18 protein-coding genes are annotated in these 18112 nt (G+C 70.4%); 11 read left to right on the forward strand and 7 right to left on the reverse strand.

Translation table 11 applies throughout. The features are described from left to right. Positions 1-19 precede the first annotated feature (19 nt). From AQI88_RS21810 to AQI88_RS21825, 4 genes are all read left to right on the forward strand, one after another. Positions 20-1828 (forward strand): ABC-F family ATP-binding cassette domain-containing protein, encoded by a 1809-nt coding sequence (locus AQI88_RS21810; RefSeq protein WP_067002008.1) that lies wholly within the window; start codon positions 20-22, stop codon positions 1826-1828. Positions 1829-2098: 270 nt separating this feature from the next. After that, positions 2099-3826, forward strand: a complete 1728-nt coding sequence (locus AQI88_RS21815) for an outer membrane protein assembly factor BamB family protein (RefSeq protein ID WP_067002011.1) — start codon at positions 2099-2101, stop codon at positions 3824-3826. Positions 3827-3893: 67 nt separating this feature from the next. After that, a complete protein-coding gene (locus AQI88_RS21820; protein WP_067002014.1) occupies positions 3894-5681 on the forward strand; it encodes an outer membrane protein assembly factor BamB family protein in 1788 nt (595 codons plus the stop codon). Between the two features lie 225 nt (positions 5682-5906). Further along, on the forward strand, positions 5907-6599 hold the full coding sequence (locus tag AQI88_RS21825; RefSeq protein WP_079057714.1) for a helix-turn-helix transcriptional regulator: 693 nt from the start codon (positions 5907-5909) through the stop codon (positions 6597-6599). A gap of 131 nt (positions 6600-6730) precedes the next feature. On the opposite strand, the gene AQI88_RS21830 is transcribed toward AQI88_RS21825, so the two are convergent. Then, a complete protein-coding gene (locus tag AQI88_RS21830) occupies positions 6731-7060 on the reverse strand; it encodes a hypothetical protein (protein ID WP_067002020.1) in 330 nt (109 codons plus the stop codon). Between the two features lie 22 nt (positions 7061-7082). Continuing rightward, positions 7083-8774, reverse strand: a complete 1692-nt coding sequence (locus AQI88_RS21835) for a sodium:solute symporter family protein (RefSeq protein ID WP_067002024.1) — start codon at positions 8772-8774, stop codon at positions 7083-7085. A gap of 195 nt (positions 8775-8969) precedes the next feature. On the opposite strand from AQI88_RS21835, the gene galT reads away from it, so the two are divergent. The 4 genes from galT (at position 8970) to AQI88_RS21855 (ending at position 12685) form a co-directional block, all read left to right on the forward strand. Beyond that, positions 8970-10031, forward strand: coding sequence for a galactose-1-phosphate uridylyltransferase (gene galT, locus AQI88_RS21840; protein ID WP_067002027.1), 1062 nt, complete (start codon positions 8970-8972; stop codon positions 10029-10031). Further along, entirely contained in the window at positions 10028-10996 is a 969-nt protein-coding gene (gene galE / locus AQI88_RS21845; RefSeq protein WP_067002030.1) for a UDP-glucose 4-epimerase GalE, read from the forward strand. The genes galT and galE overlap by 4 nt, the downstream gene beginning before the upstream one ends. Continuing rightward, the gene (galK, locus tag AQI88_RS21850) at positions 10996-12150 is read left to right on the forward strand and encodes a galactokinase (protein WP_067002032.1); all 1155 of its coding nucleotides are present in this window, start codon (positions 10996-10998) and stop codon (positions 12148-12150) included. The genes galE and galK overlap by 1 nt, the downstream gene beginning before the upstream one ends. A 70-nt stretch (positions 12151-12220) precedes the next feature. Next, complete coding sequence (locus AQI88_RS21855; RefSeq protein ID WP_067002034.1) at positions 12221-12685, forward strand: hypothetical protein; 465 nt, start codon at positions 12221-12223, stop codon at positions 12683-12685. Between the two features lie 63 nt (positions 12686-12748). Here AQI88_RS21855 and AQI88_RS21860 read toward each other — a convergent pair whose 3' ends face one another. Then, positions 12749-13204 carry a GNAT family N-acetyltransferase gene (locus tag AQI88_RS21860; RefSeq protein WP_208615859.1) on the reverse strand — a complete coding sequence of 152 codons (456 nt, stop codon included), beginning with the start codon at positions 13202-13204 and terminating at the stop codon, positions 12749-12751. A gap of 263 nt (positions 13205-13467) precedes the next feature. Here AQI88_RS21860 and AQI88_RS21865 point away from each other — a divergent pair, with 263 nt between their 5' ends. Then, on the forward strand, positions 13468-14235 hold the full coding sequence (locus tag AQI88_RS21865; RefSeq protein WP_067002039.1) for a LuxR C-terminal-related transcriptional regulator: 768 nt from the start codon (positions 13468-13470) through the stop codon (positions 14233-14235). On the opposite strand, the gene tamR is transcribed toward AQI88_RS21865, so the two are convergent. Then, positions 14194-14691 (reverse strand): MarR family transcriptional regulator TamR, encoded by a 498-nt coding sequence (tamR, locus tag AQI88_RS21870; protein WP_053661755.1) that lies wholly within the window; start codon positions 14689-14691, stop codon positions 14194-14196. The genes AQI88_RS21865 and tamR overlap by 42 nt on opposite strands. Before the next feature lie 89 nt (positions 14692-14780). On the opposite strand from tamR, the gene AQI88_RS21875 reads away from it, so the two are divergent. Then, entirely contained in the window at positions 14781-15593 is an 813-nt protein-coding gene (locus AQI88_RS21875) for a trans-aconitate 2-methyltransferase (protein ID WP_067002041.1), read from the forward strand. 2 nt (positions 15594-15595) lie between these two features. Further along, the gene (locus tag AQI88_RS21880) at positions 15596-15955 is read left to right on the forward strand and encodes a VOC family protein (RefSeq protein ID WP_067002044.1); all 360 of its coding nucleotides are present in this window, start codon (positions 15596-15598) and stop codon (positions 15953-15955) included. Here AQI88_RS21880 and AQI88_RS21885 read toward each other — a convergent pair. The 3 genes from AQI88_RS21885 to AQI88_RS21895 are packed head-to-tail and all read right to left on the reverse strand — an operon-like array spanning position 15904 to position 18097. Beyond that, positions 15904-16386, reverse strand: coding sequence for a hypothetical protein (locus tag AQI88_RS21885; RefSeq protein WP_159050373.1), 483 nt, complete (start codon positions 16384-16386; stop codon positions 15904-15906). The two genes, AQI88_RS21880 and AQI88_RS21885, sit on opposite strands and share 52 nt — an antisense overlap. Before the next feature lie 29 nt (positions 16387-16415). Beyond that, positions 16416-17093: a TetR/AcrR family transcriptional regulator gene (locus AQI88_RS21890; RefSeq protein ID WP_067002049.1), complete on the reverse strand. Its 678-nt coding sequence runs from the start codon at positions 17091-17093 to the stop codon at positions 16416-16418. Next, a complete protein-coding gene (locus AQI88_RS21895; RefSeq protein ID WP_067002052.1) occupies positions 17090-18097 on the reverse strand; it encodes an acyl-CoA desaturase in 1008 nt (335 codons plus the stop codon). Before AQI88_RS21895 ends, AQI88_RS21890 begins: the two co-directional genes overlap by 4 nt. Positions 18098-18112 lie beyond the last annotated feature (15 nt).

The following is an 18112-nucleotide window of genomic DNA, read 5'->3' on the forward strand; positions in this document are numbered from 1 at the left end:
CCCCCGGGGCAGGAGTGAAATGGCCGTCAACCTGGTCAATGTCGAGAACGTCAGCAAGGTGTACGGCACCCGGGCCCTGCTGGACGGCGTCTCGCTCGGCGTGTCCGAGGGCGATCGGATCGGCGTGGTGGGCCGCAACGGCGACGGCAAGACCACCCTCATCCGGATGCTCGCCAAGCTGGAGGAGGCGGACACCGGACGCGTCACCCACTCCGGCGGGCTGACGCTCGGCGTGCTCACCCAGCACGACTCCCTCGACCCCGCCGCCACCGTCCGGCACGAGGTCATCGGCGACATGGCCGACCACGAGTGGGCCGGCAACGCCAAGGTCCGGGACGTGCTGACCGGACTGTTCGGCGGGCTCGACCTGCCGGGCTTCCCCAAGGGCCTGGACACCGTCATCGGGCCGCTGTCCGGTGGCGAGCGGCGCCGGATCGCGCTCGCCAAGCTGCTCATCGAGGACCAGGACCTCATCGTCCTCGACGAGCCCACCAACCACCTCGACGTCGAGGGCATCGCCTGGCTCGCCGAGCACCTGCGCGGCCGGCGCTCGGCGCTGGTGTGCGTGACGCACGACCGGTGGTTCCTCGACCAGGTCTGCACCCGCATGTGGGACGTGCAGCGCGGCGACGTGTACGAGTACGAGGGCGGCTACTCCGACTACGTCTTCGCGCGCGCGGAGCGCGAGCGGATCGCCGCCACCGAAGAGGCCAAGCGCCAGAACCTGATCAGGAAGGAACTGGCCTGGCTGCGGCGCGGGGCGCCCGCGCGCACCTCCAAGCCGCGCTTCCGGGTCGAGGCCGCCAACGAGCTGATCGCGGATGTGCCGCCGCCCCGGGACAGCAGCGAGCTGATGAAGTTCGCCTCCTCCCGCCTCGGCAAGACGGTCTTCGACCTCGAGAACGTCACCGTGCAGGCCGGCCCCAAGGTGCTGCTCGAGCACGTCACCTGGCAGCTCGGCCCCGGCGACCGCATCGGCCTGGTCGGCGTCAACGGCGCCGGCAAGACCTCCCTGCTGCGGGCCATGGCCCAGGCGGCGCGGACGGGGGGCGAGGCGCAGCCCGCCGGCGGGCGCGTCGCCGTCGGCAAGACCGTCAAGCTCGCCTACCTCTCCCAGGAGGTCGCCGAACTCGACCCCGCCCTGCGGGTCCTGGAGGCCGTGCAGCAGGTCCGTGAGCGCGTCGACCTCGGCAAGGGGCGCGAGATGACCGCCGGACAGCTGTGCGAGACGTTCGGCTTCAACAAGGAGAAGCAGTGGACGCCGGTCGGTGACCTGTCGGGTGGCGAGCGGCGGCGCCTGCAGCTGCTGCGCCTCCTCATGGACGAGCCGAACGTCCTCTTCCTGGACGAGCCCACCAACGACCTCGACATCGAGACCCTCACCCAGCTCGAGGACGTCCTCGACGGCTGGCCCGGCTCGATGATCGTGATCTCCCACGACCGGTTCTTCGTGGAGCGCACCACGGACCGGGTGTTCGCCCTCCTCGGCGACGGCACCCTGCGGATGCTGCCGCGCGGCATCGACGAGTACCTGGAGCGGCGCCGGCGCATGGAGGAGGCGGTCGCCGCGCAGACCGCCGCCGCGGCGCCCAAGGGGGCCGCCACGGAGAAGAGCGCCGCCGACCAGCGCGCTGCCAAGAAGGAACTCCAGAAGATCGAGCGCCAGTTGGACAAGGTCTCCGAGAAGGAGTCCAAGCTGCATGCCCGGATCGCCGAGAACGCCACCGACTTCGCGAAGGTCGCCGAACTGGACGCCCAGTTGCGGGACCTGGCCGGGGAGCGGGAGGAACTGGAGCTGCGCTGGCTGGAACTGGCGGAGGACGCGTAGCGCCCCGACGCGGCGAACCACATGGCGTGCGCGGCGTGAACCAGCCGCGCGCAATGCTGTTGCGTGCGCCGCGTGAAGGGGGCGTGAAGGCGCATAACGGCGGCATCACGGGCCGGTTCTCCCTTGGGAACAGCGTCGGATGCGGGCCCGTGCGCTGTCGGTGCCGGGTGATAGAAAGAGCCGTCTGAGAACTTTCTGAGTACGACCTTGGGTCCGTGAGCGAACCTCAGGGCGTGGCTAAAAATCAGTGAACGAGGGGGAAGAGCGCTGATGACTCAGCCGCCCAACCAGCCGCCGCAGGGTGGCTTCGGAGCACCGCCCAGCCAGCCGCCGCAGGGTGGCGGATTCGGCGCCCCGCAGACACCGCCCCCGCCGGCGGGGCCGCCCCAGGCACCGGCTCAGCCCCCGCAGCCCCAGCCCGGTTACGGCTACCCCCAGCAGCCCGGCCCCTACGCCCAGCCGGGCCCGTACGCCCAGCCCGCGCAGCCCGGCCCGTACGCTCCGCAGCCCGGATACGGCTACCCGGGGCAGCCGCAGTACCCGGGTGCGCCCGGCACGCCGCCCGGCGGCAAGCCGGCGTCCAAGGGGAAGACCGCGCTGATCATCGGCGCCGCGGCGGCCGCACTGCTCGTCATCGGCGGCACCGTCTACGCGGTCACCAGCGACGACGGCGGCGGCAAGAAGAAGCCGGTCGCCGAGAAGAGCGGCGACGGCAAGCACTCCTCCTCCGGCACGCCGGTCGACCCCGGCAACGGCAACGGCGGCGCGGACCCGGAGAACCTCAACGCCGGCCGCAAGCCCGGTGAGGCGAAGGTGCTCTGGTACAAGTCGGCACCCGACGCCCCGGGTTCCGGCGCGAACGCGCCCGGCATGTGGATCACCGGCAAGACGGCGGTGAAGGCGGCGTACAAGCAGGTCTTCGCCTACAACGTCGGCAACGGCACCGCAGCCTGGGACCCGATCACGTTCCCGCAGAAGATCTGCGCGGTCACCCCGCAGAAGTCGGACGACAACAAGGTCGTCGTGGCGTACATGAACGGCGTCAGCGACCGTGCCAAGTGCAACCAGCTCCAGCAGATCGACCTGGACACCGGCAACAAGGGCTGGAGCGGCCAGGTCGCCGACGGCGGGCTGTTCGACAGCGCGCTCAACGTCGAGCTGACCATCAGCGGCAAGACGCTGATGGTGGGCCGTTCGGAGTCGGGCACGGCGTACGACCTCGGCAGCGGCCGCAAGATGTTCGACAAGAAGAAGTACGGCGCGGCCTGTTTCCCGGCCGCGTACGCCGGTGGCACCGGCCGGCTGGTCCAGGTGGCCTCCTGCGGCGCGGGCGGCAGCAACGAGCACGACGAGCTCCAGGAACTCGACCCGGCCACCGGCAAGGTCAAGTGGACGCAGCCGGTCAAGAAGGGCTGGTCGGTCGCGCGGACGTACTCCCTCGATCCGCTCGTGGTCTATCTGACCAACGAGGACAAGAAGGCCTGGAACATCTCCACCTTCACCAAGGACGGCAAGTTCCGCTCGGAGGTCAAGGTCAACGAGAAGTTCGCCCCGCGCTGTGGCTGGGCGATCCTCGAACGCGACCTTCAGGGCTGCCAGGGCGTCGCCGTCGACGCCGACACGCTCTACCTGCCCACGAACACGACGAGCGGTGCCAACGAGATCGTCGCCGTCAGCCTCGCCACCGGCAAGGAGAAGTGGCGCGTCAAGTCGCCGACGGACGAGTCGATGTCCCCGGTGAAGACCGAGGGCGGCAAGCTCATCGCCTATGTGCAGCCGTCGTACGACGCCGGCGGCCAGATCGTGTCGATCCCCACCGCGGGCGGCTCGCACCCGACGACCAAGCTGCTGCAGAACCCTTCGGGCAGCGCGGAGATCGAGAACGCCTTCTTCGACGGTGCCGTCGCCTGGGCCGACGGACGCTTCTTCATCTCCTCCACCCGGCTGACCGGCAACGACGACTCGAAGGAGAAGCTGATGATGGCCTTCGGCAAGTGAGTCCCGGCCCGTCTTCCGTCCTCCTCCCGCCGTCCGGCCCCGAGCGCTCCACCGAGGTACGCCCGTCATGACCCAGCCGCCCCCTCCGCCGCCGAACCAGCCGCCCAACCAGCCTCCGCAGCAGCCTGGTTTCGGCCAGCCGAGCCCGCAGCAGCCTCCGCAGCCGCAGCCCGGCTACGGCTACCCGCAGGCCCCGCAGCCGCAGCCCGGTTACGGCTACCCGCAGACCGCGCCGCCCCAGCCGCCGCAGCCCGGCTACGGCTACCCCGGCGGGCAGCAGAGCCCGTACGGCCAGCAGCCTGCCGCGCCCTATGGCGGCCAGCCGCAGCACCCGTACACGCAGCCCGCGCAGCCGGGCTACGGCTATCCGGGCCAGCCGACCGTGCCGATGCAGCAGCAGCCGGTACAGAGCGGCGGCGGGCGGAACAACACCACGCTGTTCGTCGTCGTCGCGGCGGTCGTCGCCATCGCCCTGATCGTCGTCGGCGGCTTCTGGTACGCCAACTCCTCCGGGGACGACGGCAAGAAGCACGACACCGCCTCCTCCAGCGGCGGCAAGAACGGCGGCAGCACCGGAGGCACGGGCGGCGGCGGCAAGGAGAAGGCGCCGGCCGACCCCGCGGCCAGTGTGCTGTTCCAGGTCCCGCTGCCCACCACGGACGATGTGGTCAGCACCGCGGGTTCGTGGCTGACCGACAAGGTGTACGCCAAGAGCGGCGTCGCCGAGATCGTCGGCTACGACCCGGCCAAGGGCACCAAGCTGTGGACGATCAAGCTGCCCGGCCCGGTCTGCGCGGCCAGCGGGCACGTCACGTCCGACGGCAAGACCGCGATCACCTACCAGCCGAAGTGGGACACGAAGAAAACGATCGCCGGGTGCACGCAGATCTCCGCGATCGATCTCGACGCGGGCAGGAAGCTGTGGACGAAGTCGGTCAAGTCCGGTGACTATCCGGTCGGCTACGAGAATGTGACGGTCGCTCAGAACACCGTCGCGGTCGGTGACAGCCAGGGCGGTGCCGCCTTCGACCTCGACTCGGGCAAGGCGCTGTGGCTGCCGAAGCCGGGCGACGACTGCTACGACGTGGGCTACGGCGGCGGCGCCAAGCTGGTCGCCGTGCGCAACTGCGGAGGCTCCGACAACGGGCGGCTGCTCATCCAGACCCTCGACCCGAAGACCGGGAAGGTGATCTCCGAGTACACGATGGACCCGGGCATCGAGTACGCCTCCATCGTCTCCACCGACCCGCTGGTGGTGGCCGCCGAAGTGGGTGACAGCTCCAGCGACGGCACCAGGACCTGGGACTACTTCTCCATCGACAACAAGACCGGCAAACTGCTCGCCCACATCTCCGCGCCGGGCGACACCTACGGCGGCAAGTGCGACGGCATCACCCGCGTCGAGGGCTGCAGGCAGATCGTCGCGGGCAACGGCAAGCTGTACCTGTCGACCGAGGAGCACGACGGCTCCGGACAGTTCAGCAAGACCAACGAGATCGTCTCCTTCGACCTGAACACCGGCAAGCCGACCGGACAGCGCGCCGAGGCCGGGGACGGCTACACGCTCTCCCCGCTGCGCATGGACGGCAACAACCTGCTCGCCTACAAGCAGCCGCCGTACAACAAGGGCGGCCAGATCGTCAGCATCGACGGCGGGTCCTTCAAGGAGACCAAGCTGCTGGAGAACCCGTCCACGCAGAGCGTGCGGCAGGCGGAGGGCAGCATGCTGCCCGACTACGCGGAGATCCTCTTCGCCGACGGCCGCCTGTACATGTCGCAGGTCTTCGCCAAGCGGAAGGGCATGTCGTCGTCCGGCCCGGAGAACCTGGTGCTGGCGTTCGGCACGAAGGGCTGACCGCCTCGCGACGCCGTCACGGGTCTCGCCCGAATGGGTGACTTCCGAGAAGTGCCCCGGATTTCATCGATCCGGGGCACTTCTCATCAACAGGGGCAGCGCGACGTCGAACAAGCGTGTAGCTTCCGGGGACATGAAGGGCGAGGTGCCGGGGGGCCCTCTGTCCTTGCGGACCGGTGGGCGTCCATAGTGGGGCATCCATGGGGGGGACTGGGGGGTTGCTCTATGGGAGTGCGGCTCATGGTCGTCGACGACCACCGGCTGCTCGCGGAGGCGCTGGCGTCGGCGCTGAAGCTGCGCGGGCACCGGGTGCTGGCTGCGGCTGCGCCGGCCGCGGGCGCGGCGGATCTGGTGATCGCGCGGGCGCCGGAGGTGTGTCTGCTGGGTACGGCTGCGCCGGCCGAGCCGGGGGCCTTCGATCCGGTGGTGAAGATCAAGCGGGAGCGGCCGCAGGTGGCGGTGCTGGTGCTGGGCCCGGTGCCGTCCCCGCGGGGCATCGCGGCGGCCTTCGCCTCCGGCGCGTCGGGGTACGTGCGGCACGACGAGCGGATCGAGGGGGTCGAGCGGGCCATCATGAAGGCCCGGGCGGGGGAGGCGGCGGTGGCGCCGCAGCTGCTCCAGGGCGCCTTCGGTGAGCTGCTCAACCCGGCGGCGCAGCCCGATGACGAGGGGCAGCGGCTGTTGCAGATGCTGACACCGCGGGAGGTGGAGGTGCTGGTCCGGGTGGCCGACGGCGAGGACACCCGGCTGATCGCGGCGGGCATGGGCATCGCCCCCAGCACGGCCCGCACCCACGTCCAGCGGGTCCTGATGAAGCTCGGCGTGGGCTCGCGCCTGGAAGCAGCGGCACTGGCCGCGCGGACGGGGTTGCTGGACCGGGCAGGCCCCCTGACGAATTCAGCGGGGCCGGAGCTGTAGCCGGGGCGGGGTGGGCGCAGCCAGGCGCGCTCCGAAGGGGCGCGGGGCTGTGTCGACATGCGGCTCCGCCGCGTGGGCGCGACCGGCCACGACGCACCCGCACCCGGCGGACGGCCCTGAGCCGGACGGCGCTACTGCGACTGCTCCTCCACCGGAGGTACCGGCGGAGGAGTAGGACGGAGCTTGAGCCAGGCCAGGAAGAAGATGCCCAGCAGCAGCATGCCGATGCCGGTCCACAGGTTGATGTTGACGCCCTGGGCCTTGTCGATCGCGGCCTGGGAGTCGGTGATGCCGGTGATCGTGACGATGACGCCGTAGACCACGAACAGGCCGCCGATGATGCGGCGCAGGTCGAAGATGCGGGCGGCGGTCGCGGACTTGTGCTCCAGATCGGTGACTTCCCGCTGGAGTTCGTCCTCGGAGGACGCGGAGAAGTCGAAGTGCTCGGAGTTCTCGGTCATGGTCTTTCCAATTCTCCCGCGGTCAGAACGAGAACGGGATGTAGCAGGCGGCGGCGATGATGACCGCGCCCCAGCCCAGCAGGGCCGGCTTGCGGTACCAGGCGTCGTCGCCGGCGGCGGGCGGCTCGGCCATGCCGGGGGAGCGGGTGCCGTAGACCAGGCCCTGGAGCTGCTCGGCCGGCTTCGGCTTGGTGAACAGCGACACCGCGACCATGACGACCGCGCCGGCGACGAAGCCCGCGATCGCGGAGACGAAGTTGGCTCCCTGGTCGGAGGGGATCGAGATGATGCCCTTCTTGTAGAAGACGAAGTAGTTGACCATCGCCGTCACGGTGCCGGCGAGCAGGCCCCAGAAGCCGGACTTGGCGGATGCGCGCTTCCAGAACATGCCGACGATGAAGACGACGAACATCGGCACGTTGAAGAAGGAGAACAGCGTCTGCAGGTAGCTCATGATGTTCGAGAACGAGGACGCCAGGAACGCCGTGCCGACCGAGGCGGCCACGCCGATCGCTGTGATGAGGCGGCCGAAGCGCACGTAGTACTCGTCCTCGCGGTGCCGCACGACGTACTTCGCCCAGATGTCGTTGGTGAACACCGTGTTGAACGACGACACGTTGGCGGCCATGCCGGCCATGAACGCGGCGAGCAGACCGGTGACGGCGATGCCGAGCACGCCGTTGGGCAGCAGCTCCTGCATCAGGTAGGGGATGGCGTCGTTGTACTGCAGGCCCGAACCGGAGGTGCCGATCTTCGGGACGACGGCGGCGGCGACCAGGCCCGGGATCATCACCAGGAAGACGATGAAGATCTTCGGGTAGGCGGCGATCAGCGGGGTGCGCTGTCCGGCGGAGAGGTTCTTCGCGGACAGGGCGCGCTGCACCTCGGCGAAGTTGGTCGTCCAGTAGCCGAAGGAGAGGACGAAGCCGAGGCCGAGGACGATGGTCAGCCAGTTCGCGCCGAGCGGGTTGGCGCTGCCGATGCCGGTGCCGCCCCAGGCGGTGGTGAAGTGGTGGCCGTGGGTGGCCGTGAGCTTGTCGGTCAGGCCGCCCCAGCCGCCGACCTTCTTCAGGCCGAGGACGGTGATCGGGATGAGGGCGGCCAGGATCACGAAGAACTGGAGCACCTCGTTGTAGATCGCCGAGGAGAGGCCGCCCAGCGTGATGTACGCCAGCACGAAGGCGCCGGCGACCACGATGGCCACCCACTGCGGCCAGCCGAGCAGGGCCTCGACGACGATCGCGAGGGCGTAGAGGTTGACGCCGGCGATCAGGATGGCGGCGAAGGCGAACAGGATCGAACTGAGCAGGTGAGCGCCCCTGTCGAAGCGCAGCAGCAGGAACTCGGGGACCGAGCGGACCTTGCTGCCGTAGTAGAAGGGCATCATCACCAGGCCCAGGAAGACCATGGCCGGGATGGCGCCGATCCAGTACCAGTGCACGGTGTAGGCGCCGTACTGGGCGCTGTTCGCGGCCATGCCCAGGATCTCGGTGGCTGCCAGGTTCGCGGAGATGAAGGCGAGGCCGGTGATCCAGGCGGGCAGCGAGCGTCCGGAGAGGAAGAAGTCGAGGCTGGTCTTCACCGAGCGGCGGGCCGCGAAGCCGATGCCGAGGACGACGACGAAGTAGATCGCCAGGATCGTGTAGTCCAGCCAGTTGGTGGGGAGTCGTAGCTCCGCCGCCAAGTAGGCGGGGGCTTGTGTGGGGGTTTGCATGAGTACTCGCTTCGTTGCGCGAACTGATCCAGAGCGGAACCTACGCCTCCGCGTTCAGTAATTGAACACTTGTGATGGTGTTCTTTGTTTGATTGTGATGGTCCTGGGTGTTGTCGGGTTGTGGTCTGTTATGTTTGATTGTGTTGAGTGATTGGGTGCGGGACACACCCCTCGGGGCTGAACAAGGAGTCCGGCGTGAAGAAGACCTCGACCCGGCTGGCCGACGGTCGTGAGCTGATCTACTACGACCTGCGGGACGACACCGTGCGGGACGCGGTGGACCGCCGCCCGCTGGACCGTACGGTCACCACGTCCGAGGTCCGCTGTGATGTGCTGCTCGGCGACCAGGTCGCCATCGCCTCTCACCGCCAGGGCCGCACCTACCACCCGCCGGCCGACGAATGCCCGCTCTGCCCCACCCAGGGCGAGCGGCTCAGCGAGATCCCGGACTCCTCGTACGACGTCGTCGTCTTCGAGAACCGCTTCCCCTCGCTGGCCGGCGACTCCGGCCGCTGCGAGGTCGTCTGCTTCACCTCCGACCACGACGCGTCCTTCGCCGACCTCACCGAGGAGCAGGCGCGCCTGGTGCTGGAGGCGTGGACGGACCGGACGTCGGAGCTGTCGCATCTGCCCTCCGTCGAGCAGGTGTTCTGTTTCGAGAACCGGGGTGCGGAGATCGGTGTGACTCTGGGTCACCCGCACGGTCAGATCTACGCCTACCCCTTCACCACGCCCCGCACCGCGCTGATGCTCCGGTCGCTCGCGGCCCACAAGGAGGCGACGGGCGGGGAGAACCTGTTCGACGCCGTCCTGGAGCGGGAACTCGCCGGAGAGCGGGTCGTCCTTGAGGGTGAACACTGGGCGGCCTTCGTGCCCTACGCGGCGCACTGGCCCTACGAGGTCCACCTGTACCCGAAGCGCCGGGTGCCCGACCTGCTCGCGCTCGACGAGGCCGCACGCACAGAATTCCCCCAGATCTATCTGGAACTCTTGAGGCGCTTCGACCGGATCTTCGGCGAAGGTGAGCCTCCGACGCCGTACATCACGGCCTGGCACCAGGCCCCGTTCGGCGCGCTGGAGGAGTTCGACGGTGTGACACGGGACGACTTCGCGCTCCACCTCGAGCTTTTCACCATCCGCCGCACTTCCGGCAAGCTGAAGTTTCTCGCGGGTTCCGAGTCCGGCATGAACGTGTTCATCAACGACGTGCCGCCGGAGCGCGCGGCCGAGCGACTGCGAGAGGTAGCGAGTTCATGAAGTACCTGGTGACGGGTGGGGCGGGTTACGTCGGCAGTGTCGTGGCCCAGCACCTGCTGGAGGCCGGCCACGAGGTCACCGTCCTCGACAACCTCACGACCGGCTTCCGTGAGGGCGTGCCCGCCGGCGCCGCCTTCGTCGAGGGCGACATCCGCGACGCCGCCAAATGGCTCGACTCCTCCTACGACGGCGTGCTGCACTTCGCCGCCTCCTCGCAGGTCGGCGAGTCGGTGGTGAAGCCGGAGAAGTACTGGGACAACAACGTCGCCGGCAGCATGGCCCTGCTCGGCGCCATGCGCGAGGCGGGCGTGCGCAAGCTGGTCTTCTCCTCCACGGCGGCCACCTACGGCGAGCCGGAGCGGGTCCCGATCGTGGAGAGCGCCCCGACGAAGCCGACCAACCCCTACGGCGCCACCAAGCTCGCCGTCGACCACATGATCACCAGCGAGGCGAACGCCCGCGGCCTGGCCGCGGTCTCCCTGCGCTACTTCAACGTGGCCGGCGCCTACGGCGCGTACGGCGAGCGCCACGACCCCGAGTCGCACCTGATCCCGCTCGTCCTCCAGGTGGCCCAGGGCCGCCGCGACGCGATCTCGGTCTTCGGCGACGACTACGCGACCCCCGACGGCACCTGCATCCGCGACTACATCCACGTCGCGGACCTGGCCGAGGCCCACCTGCTGGCCCTGACGGCCGCGCAGCCGGGCGAGCACCTGATCTGCAACCTCGGCAACGGCAGCGGCTTCTCCGTCCGCGAGGTCATCGAGACCGTCCGCACGGTCACCGGGCACCCGATCCCCGAGGTGGTGGCCCCGCGCCGCGGCGGCGACCCGGCGGTGCTGGTCGCCTCGGCGGACACGGCCCGCGAGAAGCTGGGCTGGAACCCGTCCCGCGCGGATCTCGCGGGGATCGTCGCGGACGCGTGGGAGTTCGCGCGGCACATCAGCACAGCAAGGGAGCAGTAGTGGGGGCACAGCAGGTCCGGGAGCGCTTCGCCGAGCTGTACGGGGCCGAACCGGAGGGAGTGTGGGCGGCGCCGGGCCGGGTCAACCTCATCGGCGAGCACACCGACTACAACGACGGCTTCGTGATGCCGTTCGCGCTGCCGCACCGGGCGACGGCGGCGGTCTCCCGCCGCACCGACGGCGTCCTGCGCCTGCACTCGGCGGACATCGAGGGCGGGGTCGTGGAGCTGCGGCTGGACGAGCTCGCACCGCAGAGCGACCAGAACTGGACGGCCTACCCGGCGGGCGTGGTCTGGGCCCTGCGCGAGGCCGGGCACTCGGTCACCGGTGCCGACATCCACCTCTCCTCCACGGTCCCGACCGGCGCGGGCCTGTCCTCCTCGGCGTCCGTGGAGGTCGTGATCGCGCTCGCGCTGGGCGACCTGTACGACCTCGGCCTCCAGCGCTGGCAGCTGGCCCGCCTGTGCCAGCGCGCCGAGAACGTCTACGTCGGCGCGCCGACCGGCATCATGGACCAGACGGCATCGGCCTGCTGCGAGGCGGGCCACGCGCTCTTCCTCGACACCCGCGACCTGTCCCAGCAGCAGATCCCCTTCGACCTCGCGGCCGAGGGCCTGCGCCTGTTGGTCGTCGACACGCAGGTCAAGCACGCCCACAGCGGCGGCGAGTACGGCAAGCGCCGGGCGGGCTGCGAGAAGGGCGCGGCCCTGCTGGGTGTCGACGCCCTCCGGGACATCCCCTACGGCGAACTCGACGCGGCCCTGGCCCGCCTCGGCGACGAGGAGGAGGTCGTCCGTCTCGTCCGGCACATCGTCACCGAGGACCAGCGGGTGGAGCGGGTCGTGGAACTCCTCCGGTCCGGCGAGACCCGAGCCATCGGCCCGGTCCTGACCGAGGGCCACACCTCCCTGCGCGACGACTTCCGCATCTCCTGCCCGGAGCTGGACCTGGTCGTGGACACCGCCCTCGCGAACGGCGCCCTCGGCGCCCGGATGACCGGCGGCGGCTTCGGCGGCTCGGCGATCGTCCTGGCGGAGGCCACGGATGTCGACACCCTGACGAAGGCCGTCGAGGAGGCCTTCGCCGCGGCGGGCTTCACGGCACCGCGGGTGTTCGAGGCGGTGCCTTCGGCGGGGGCGCGGCGGCTGGTCTGAGTTTCCGCTAGCCTCGTCAGCCCCGCACGCCGGTGCGGGGCTGACGGTCTTTCACGGGAGGCGTGGCCGGATGGACGCCGACGAGATACGGTCCCGCTTCGACGGCCGGGGGCAGGTCGAACTCCGGCTCGGCACGGGGAAGCGGGCACTGGCCGAGGAGATCGCGCACGCCCTCGGGTACGAGTTGGTCTCCGTCGAGCACAAGGGTGGCAGAAACGTCGAGATTTTCTCTGTCGAGTACCGCACCGCCCGCAGCCTCGGCCTGATCTTCCGGCGCGACGACGACCCCCGGGCCCGCCGTCGCGCCGAGCTGACCATCGAGCGGCTGCGGGCGGGCGGCCCGGTGCTGGCGGACGGCCAGTCGGCTCCGCCTCCGCCGCCACCCCCGGCCCCCGCCCCGCCCCTCACTCCCCGGCCGCCGCAACCCCGCCCCCGGCGCTCGCTGGAACCCCAGCCGCCGCCACCGGTGGGCCCGCCCCGGCCCCGGATCCCGCCCCGGCCGCACTACCCGCCGCCACCGCCGGCGTCGGACTAGTGCCAAGTGCGCGCCAGACCCAGCGTCTGGGACAGCATCCGCCGGTCAGGCCCCAAGTCCCGGTCACCCCAGCTGCTTCGTCAGCGTGAACTCCGTGATCCCCGGCGGATAGTCGGGGATCACGCACACCACGTCGTAGCCCTGCTTGCGGTAGAACTCCGGCGCCTGGAAGTCCCAGGTCTCCAGCCGGGCGGCCGTGCAGCCCCGGCCGGTGCGGGCGAGGTGCTCGGCCTCGGCGAGGAGGCGGGAGCCGAGGCCCGTGCCGCGGTGGCGGGCGTCGACCCACAGGTAGGTGATGTGCAGCCAGGTCGTCCAGGTGTGGCCGACCAGGCCGCCGGCCAGGTCTCCCGCCGAGTCCAGCGCCCAGACGTGCAGGGGGACTTCGCGTTCCCCGGGGGTGCCGCGCAGTGCCGACAGGACCGGGGACGCCGCCGTGTTGGTGTCCCGCAGCCGGGAGCGGAGCAGATCACGCCGGGCTTTGTCGACTTCCGCCTCAATACGAAACATGCGGCACACCATAAACGTGCCCGGACGGCCAGTTCTGTAATTCGGCTTCCGCTCTGTGCTCCCATCCGTACTCTGAGGAGCAGCACCGGTGGGGGCCGGTGCTGATCAGGGGGCGAGACAGGCGGGTACGGCGCCTGTGGTGGGGGTAGCAGTTTCCGCAACGGCGGCGGCCGTGCGGTCGGCGTTCCTTCCTCAGGTGTCGTGCCCGCGCGGGTCGTCGTTCTCCGGACCTTGGCTATCCCCTGCTCCGTGCGGAGCCTGGGGGAGGGGGTTTCGTGGTTCGTATCCGAGTCCTGGTCGTCGACGACCACCGTATCTTCGCCGAGTCGCTGGCCGCGGCCCTGGCCGCCGAGCCCGACGTCGACGTCGCCGCCGCGGGCAGCGGCCCGGCCGCGTTGCGCTGCATGGAGCGGGCGGCCGCCGAGGGCCGCCGCTACGACGTCCTGCTGGTCGACGCCGACCTGGGCGGCAACGTGCCCGGCATACGCCCGGCCGTGTCCGTGCAGGAGGGCAACGAGGAGGGCCTGGTCGACGGGATCTCGCTGGTCGCGGGCGTCCGCTCGGCGCAGCCCGCGGTGCGCACCGTGGTCCTCGCCGAGAAGGACGACCCCCGGCGCGCGGCCCTCGCGCTGCAGGCCGGCGCCTCCGGCTGGGTCGCCAAGGACTGCTCGCTGTCGCGGCTGCTGACGGTGATACGAGGGGTGCTGCGCGACGAGACCCATCTGCCGCCCGCGCTGCTCACCGGCGTCCTCAAGGAGCTGACGGCCGCGCGCAAGCACCGCACCGAGAGCGAACGGCTGGTGGAGTCGCTGACCCCGCGCGAGCGGGAGGTGCTGCGCTGCATGGTCGCGGGCCTCGGCCGCAAGGCCGTCGCCGAACGGCTGTACCTGTCCCCGCACACCGTGCGCACCCACATGCAGAACGTCCTCGGCAAGCTGGGCGTCCACTCGACGCTGGCCGCCGTCGCCCTTGCGCGGCGGGCGGGCGTGGGCCCGGTGGACCTAGCCGGGGATGTTGTCGAACGGGGCGGTCAACTGGCGTAGCAGCCCCGCCAGTTCGGCGCGCTGGGCGCGGGACAGCTCGGCGAGGATCGCTCGCTCCTGCTCCAGCAGGCCCGCCAGTGCCTGGTCCGCGCGGTCCCGGCCCGTGTCGGTCAGCCGGACCAGCACGCCGCGCCGGTCGCTCGGGTCGGGCAGCCGCTCCACCAGGCCCTTCTTCGCGAGCCGGTCGATCCGGTTGGTCATCGTGCCCGAGGTGACCAGGGTCTGCGTCAGCAGCTGCCCGGGGGAGAGCTGGTACGGCGTCCCCGCGCGCCTGAGCGCGGTCAGCACGTCGAACTCCCAGGGTTCGAGCTGGTGTTCGGAAAAGGCGAGCCGACGTGCGCGGTCCAGGTGCCGGGCCAGTCTGCTCACCCGGCTGAGCACTTCCAGCGGCTCCACGTCGAGGTCCGGACGCTCCCGGCGCCACGCTGCGACCAGCCGATCGACCTCGTCCTCCATGGAGATCAGTGTAGTGGTTGTGTCGACATGAAGTCTCTTGATCTCAAGTCTCTTGACATCAAGATAGATGAAGCGGGAAAGTGGCGGACATGACGACGCCCAGCTGGGACCCCGCCCAGTACCTCCGCCACGCCGGCCACCGCGCCCGCCCCTTCACCGACCTGCTCGCCCGCATCCCCGCACTCCCGGGGGACCGCCCCCGCATCGCCGACCTCGGCTGCGGCCCCGGCAACGTCACCGTCCTGCTCGCCGAACGCTGGCCCACCGCGCACATCACCGGCTACGACAACTCGCCCGAGATGCTCGACAAGGCCCACGTCGACCACGAGGGCGCCACGGCCGGCGGCGGCCGCCTCGACTTCGCCCACGCCGACGCCCGCGTCTGGACGCCCGAGGAGCCGTGCGACCTGATCGTCTCCAACGCCACCCTCCACTGGGTGCCGGGGCACACCGACCGCTTCGCCGAGTGGATCGCCGCCCTGAAGCCCGGCGGCACCTTCGCCTTCCAGGTCCCGGACAACATCGACGCCCCGCTGCACGCCCTGATGCGCGACCTCGCCGCCACCCCGCGCTGGAAGTCCCGCCTCGCCGACGTCCTGCGCCACACGGACTCCGTCCACACCCCCGGCGTCTACCTGGACCGACTGGCCCGCCTCGGCTGCGCGACCGACGTGTGGCAGACGACGTACTTCCACGTCCTGACCGGCGAGGACCCGGTCCTGGACTGGGTCAAGGGCACCGGCCTGCGCCCCGCCCTGACCGCCCTCGCCGACGATCCCGAGGCCCGCGACGCCTTCGTCACCGAGTACCGGGACCTGCTGCGCGAGGCCTACCCGAGCGCGCCGTACGGCACGGTCCTGCCGTTCCGGCGGCTGTTCGCGGTAGCTGCGAAGGAGGCATGAGGATGCTCGTCGCCGTCGACCACGTCCAGCTGGCCGCACCGCCCGGCTCCGAGGACGAGCTGCGGGCGTACTACGTCGACGCCCTCGGCATGACGGAGATCCCCAAGCCGCCGGTACTGGCGGCGCGCGGCGGGTGCTGGTTCCGGGCGGGAGCCGTGCAGCTCCATCTGGGTATCGAGGCCGACTTCCGCCCGGCGCGCAAGGCTCACCCCGGACTGCGGGTGACGGACATCGAGGCGTACGCGGCCCGGCTCGCGAAGAGCGGTGCGGACGTGACCTGGGACGACAACCTGCCCGGCCACCTGCGCTTCTACTCGGAGGACCCGGTCGGCAACCGGCTGGAGTTCCTCCAGCCCCGATAGTTCATCAGCGTCCACTTGGCGAACACCCACGCGAACGCGAGCGGGATCAGCGGGGAGAGCGCGCGGCCCAGCTTCCAGCCGCCCTGGTCCACCGGCACCCAGGACCCCCACGGATCCTGGGCCACCTCCACGGACGCGTCGGGCCGGGGACGGGAGGAGAAGCCGGTCGCCGTGATCCACCGTCCCCCGTCCACAGGACCCATGCAGGAGAGCATCGGGTGCGAGTCCCCGCCGCGCGAGGTCGTGGCCGGAACGTTCGCGTAGCAGGTCGCGGCCCGCATGGTCAGCGGGTGCCCGATCAGGCCCAGGCGCCCCACGGCCACAAGACCCAGATAGACACCGAGAGCGAGGAAGCCGGCGGCGATCACACCGCACACGACGGTCCCCCACGCCTGATGCCGCCTCGTGCGGACCTTGAGCTGCCTGGTCACCGCGCGATAGTACGCCGTCGCCCGGGACGTTACGCCTTCCGGTGCCCTATCAACCGCGGCTTCTGCTCAAGCCCGTCCAGACCGTGCCACGCAAGATTCACCAGGTGGGCGGCGACTTCCGCCTTCTTCGGGCGGCGCACGTCCAGCCACCACTGGCCGGTCAGGGCGACCATGCCGACCAGGGCCTGGGCATACAGGGGGGCGAGCTTCGGGTCGAAGCCGCGGGACTTGAACTCGCGGCCCAGGATGTCCTCCACCTGGGTGGCGATGTCCGAGATCAGGGAGGCGAAGGAGCCGGTCGACTGGGGGATCGGGGAGTCACGGACCAGGATGCGGAAGCCGTCCGTGTACTCCTCGATGTAGTCGAGCAGCGCGAAGGCCGCCTGCTCGCACAGCTCCCGGGGGTGGCCGGCCGTCAGCGAGCTCGTGACCATGTCCAGCAGGCGGCGCATCTCGCGGTCCACCACCACCGCGTACAGCCCCTCCTTGCCGCCGAAGTGCTCGTACACCACCGGCTTGGACACCCCGGCCTTCGCCGCGATCTCCTCCACCGAGGTGCCCTCGAAACCCTTCGCCGCAAAGAGGGTGCGACCGATCTCCAGCAACTGCGCGCGGCGCTCGGCACCGGTCATACGGGTCCGGCGGGTCCGCCGCTGCTTGTCATTGCCGGGATTGCTGCTGGAATCGGTCGCCACGGCGTCAATCATGCCGCCTCGGCGGTCTCCTTCCGGCGCCCGGAGCCGCCTTCCCGGGGGTTACGGCGTGAATCGATACGCGAGCGTGACGGCCAGCGCACGTCATACGCCCAGCCCAGCAGCTCGAACCAGCGGATGAACCGGGCGGAGGAGTCGATCTGGCCCCGCTCCACACCGTGGCGCGCGGAGGTCGGGTCGGCGTGGTGCAGGTTGTGCCAGGACTCCCCGCAGGACAGCACCGCGAGCCACCACACGTTGCCCGAACGGTCCCGCGACTTGAACGGACGCTTGCCCACCGCGTGACAGATCGAGTTGATCGACCACGTCACATGGTGCAACAGCGCCACCCGTACGAGTGAACCCCAGAAGAACGCGGTGAACGCGCCCCACCAGGACATCGTCACCAGCCCGCCGACCAGCGGCGGCAGCAGCAGCGACACCGCCGTCCACAGCACGAACTGGCGGGAGATCGCCCGGATGGCGCCGTCCTTGACCAGATCCGGCGCGTACTTCTCCTGCGGGGTCTGCTCCTCGTCGAACATCCAGCCGATGTGCGCCCACCACAGGCCCTTCATGAGCGCGGGGACCGTGTCCCCGAACCGCCACGGCGAGTGCGGGTCGCCCTCGGCGTCGGAGAACTTGTGGTGCCTGCGATGGTCGGCCACCCAGCGCACCAGCGGGCCCTCGACCGCCAGTGAACCCATGATCGCCAGCGCGATCCGCAGGGGCCGCTTGGCCTTGAACGAACCATGGGTGAAGTAACGGTGGAAACCGATCGTGATGCCGTGGCACCCGAGGAAGTAGAAGAACACCAGCAGGCCCAGATCGAGCCAGCTCACCCCCCAGCCCCAGGCCAGCGGCACGGCCGCCACGAGTGCCAGGAACGGCACGGTGATGAACAGGAGCAGCGTGATCTGCTCGATCGAACGCTTCTGCTCGCCGCCCAGCGTGGCGGAGGGGGTGAGCGTGTCGGTGGCCTGACGGGCTTCTTCGATCACATCGGAACTTGAGGTCATGCGCGTCCCCTGTGG

This window comes from Streptomyces cellostaticus (genome assembly GCF_001513965.1).
Classification (GTDB): Bacteria; Actinomycetota; Actinomycetes; order Streptomycetales; family Streptomycetaceae; genus Streptomyces; species Streptomyces cellostaticus.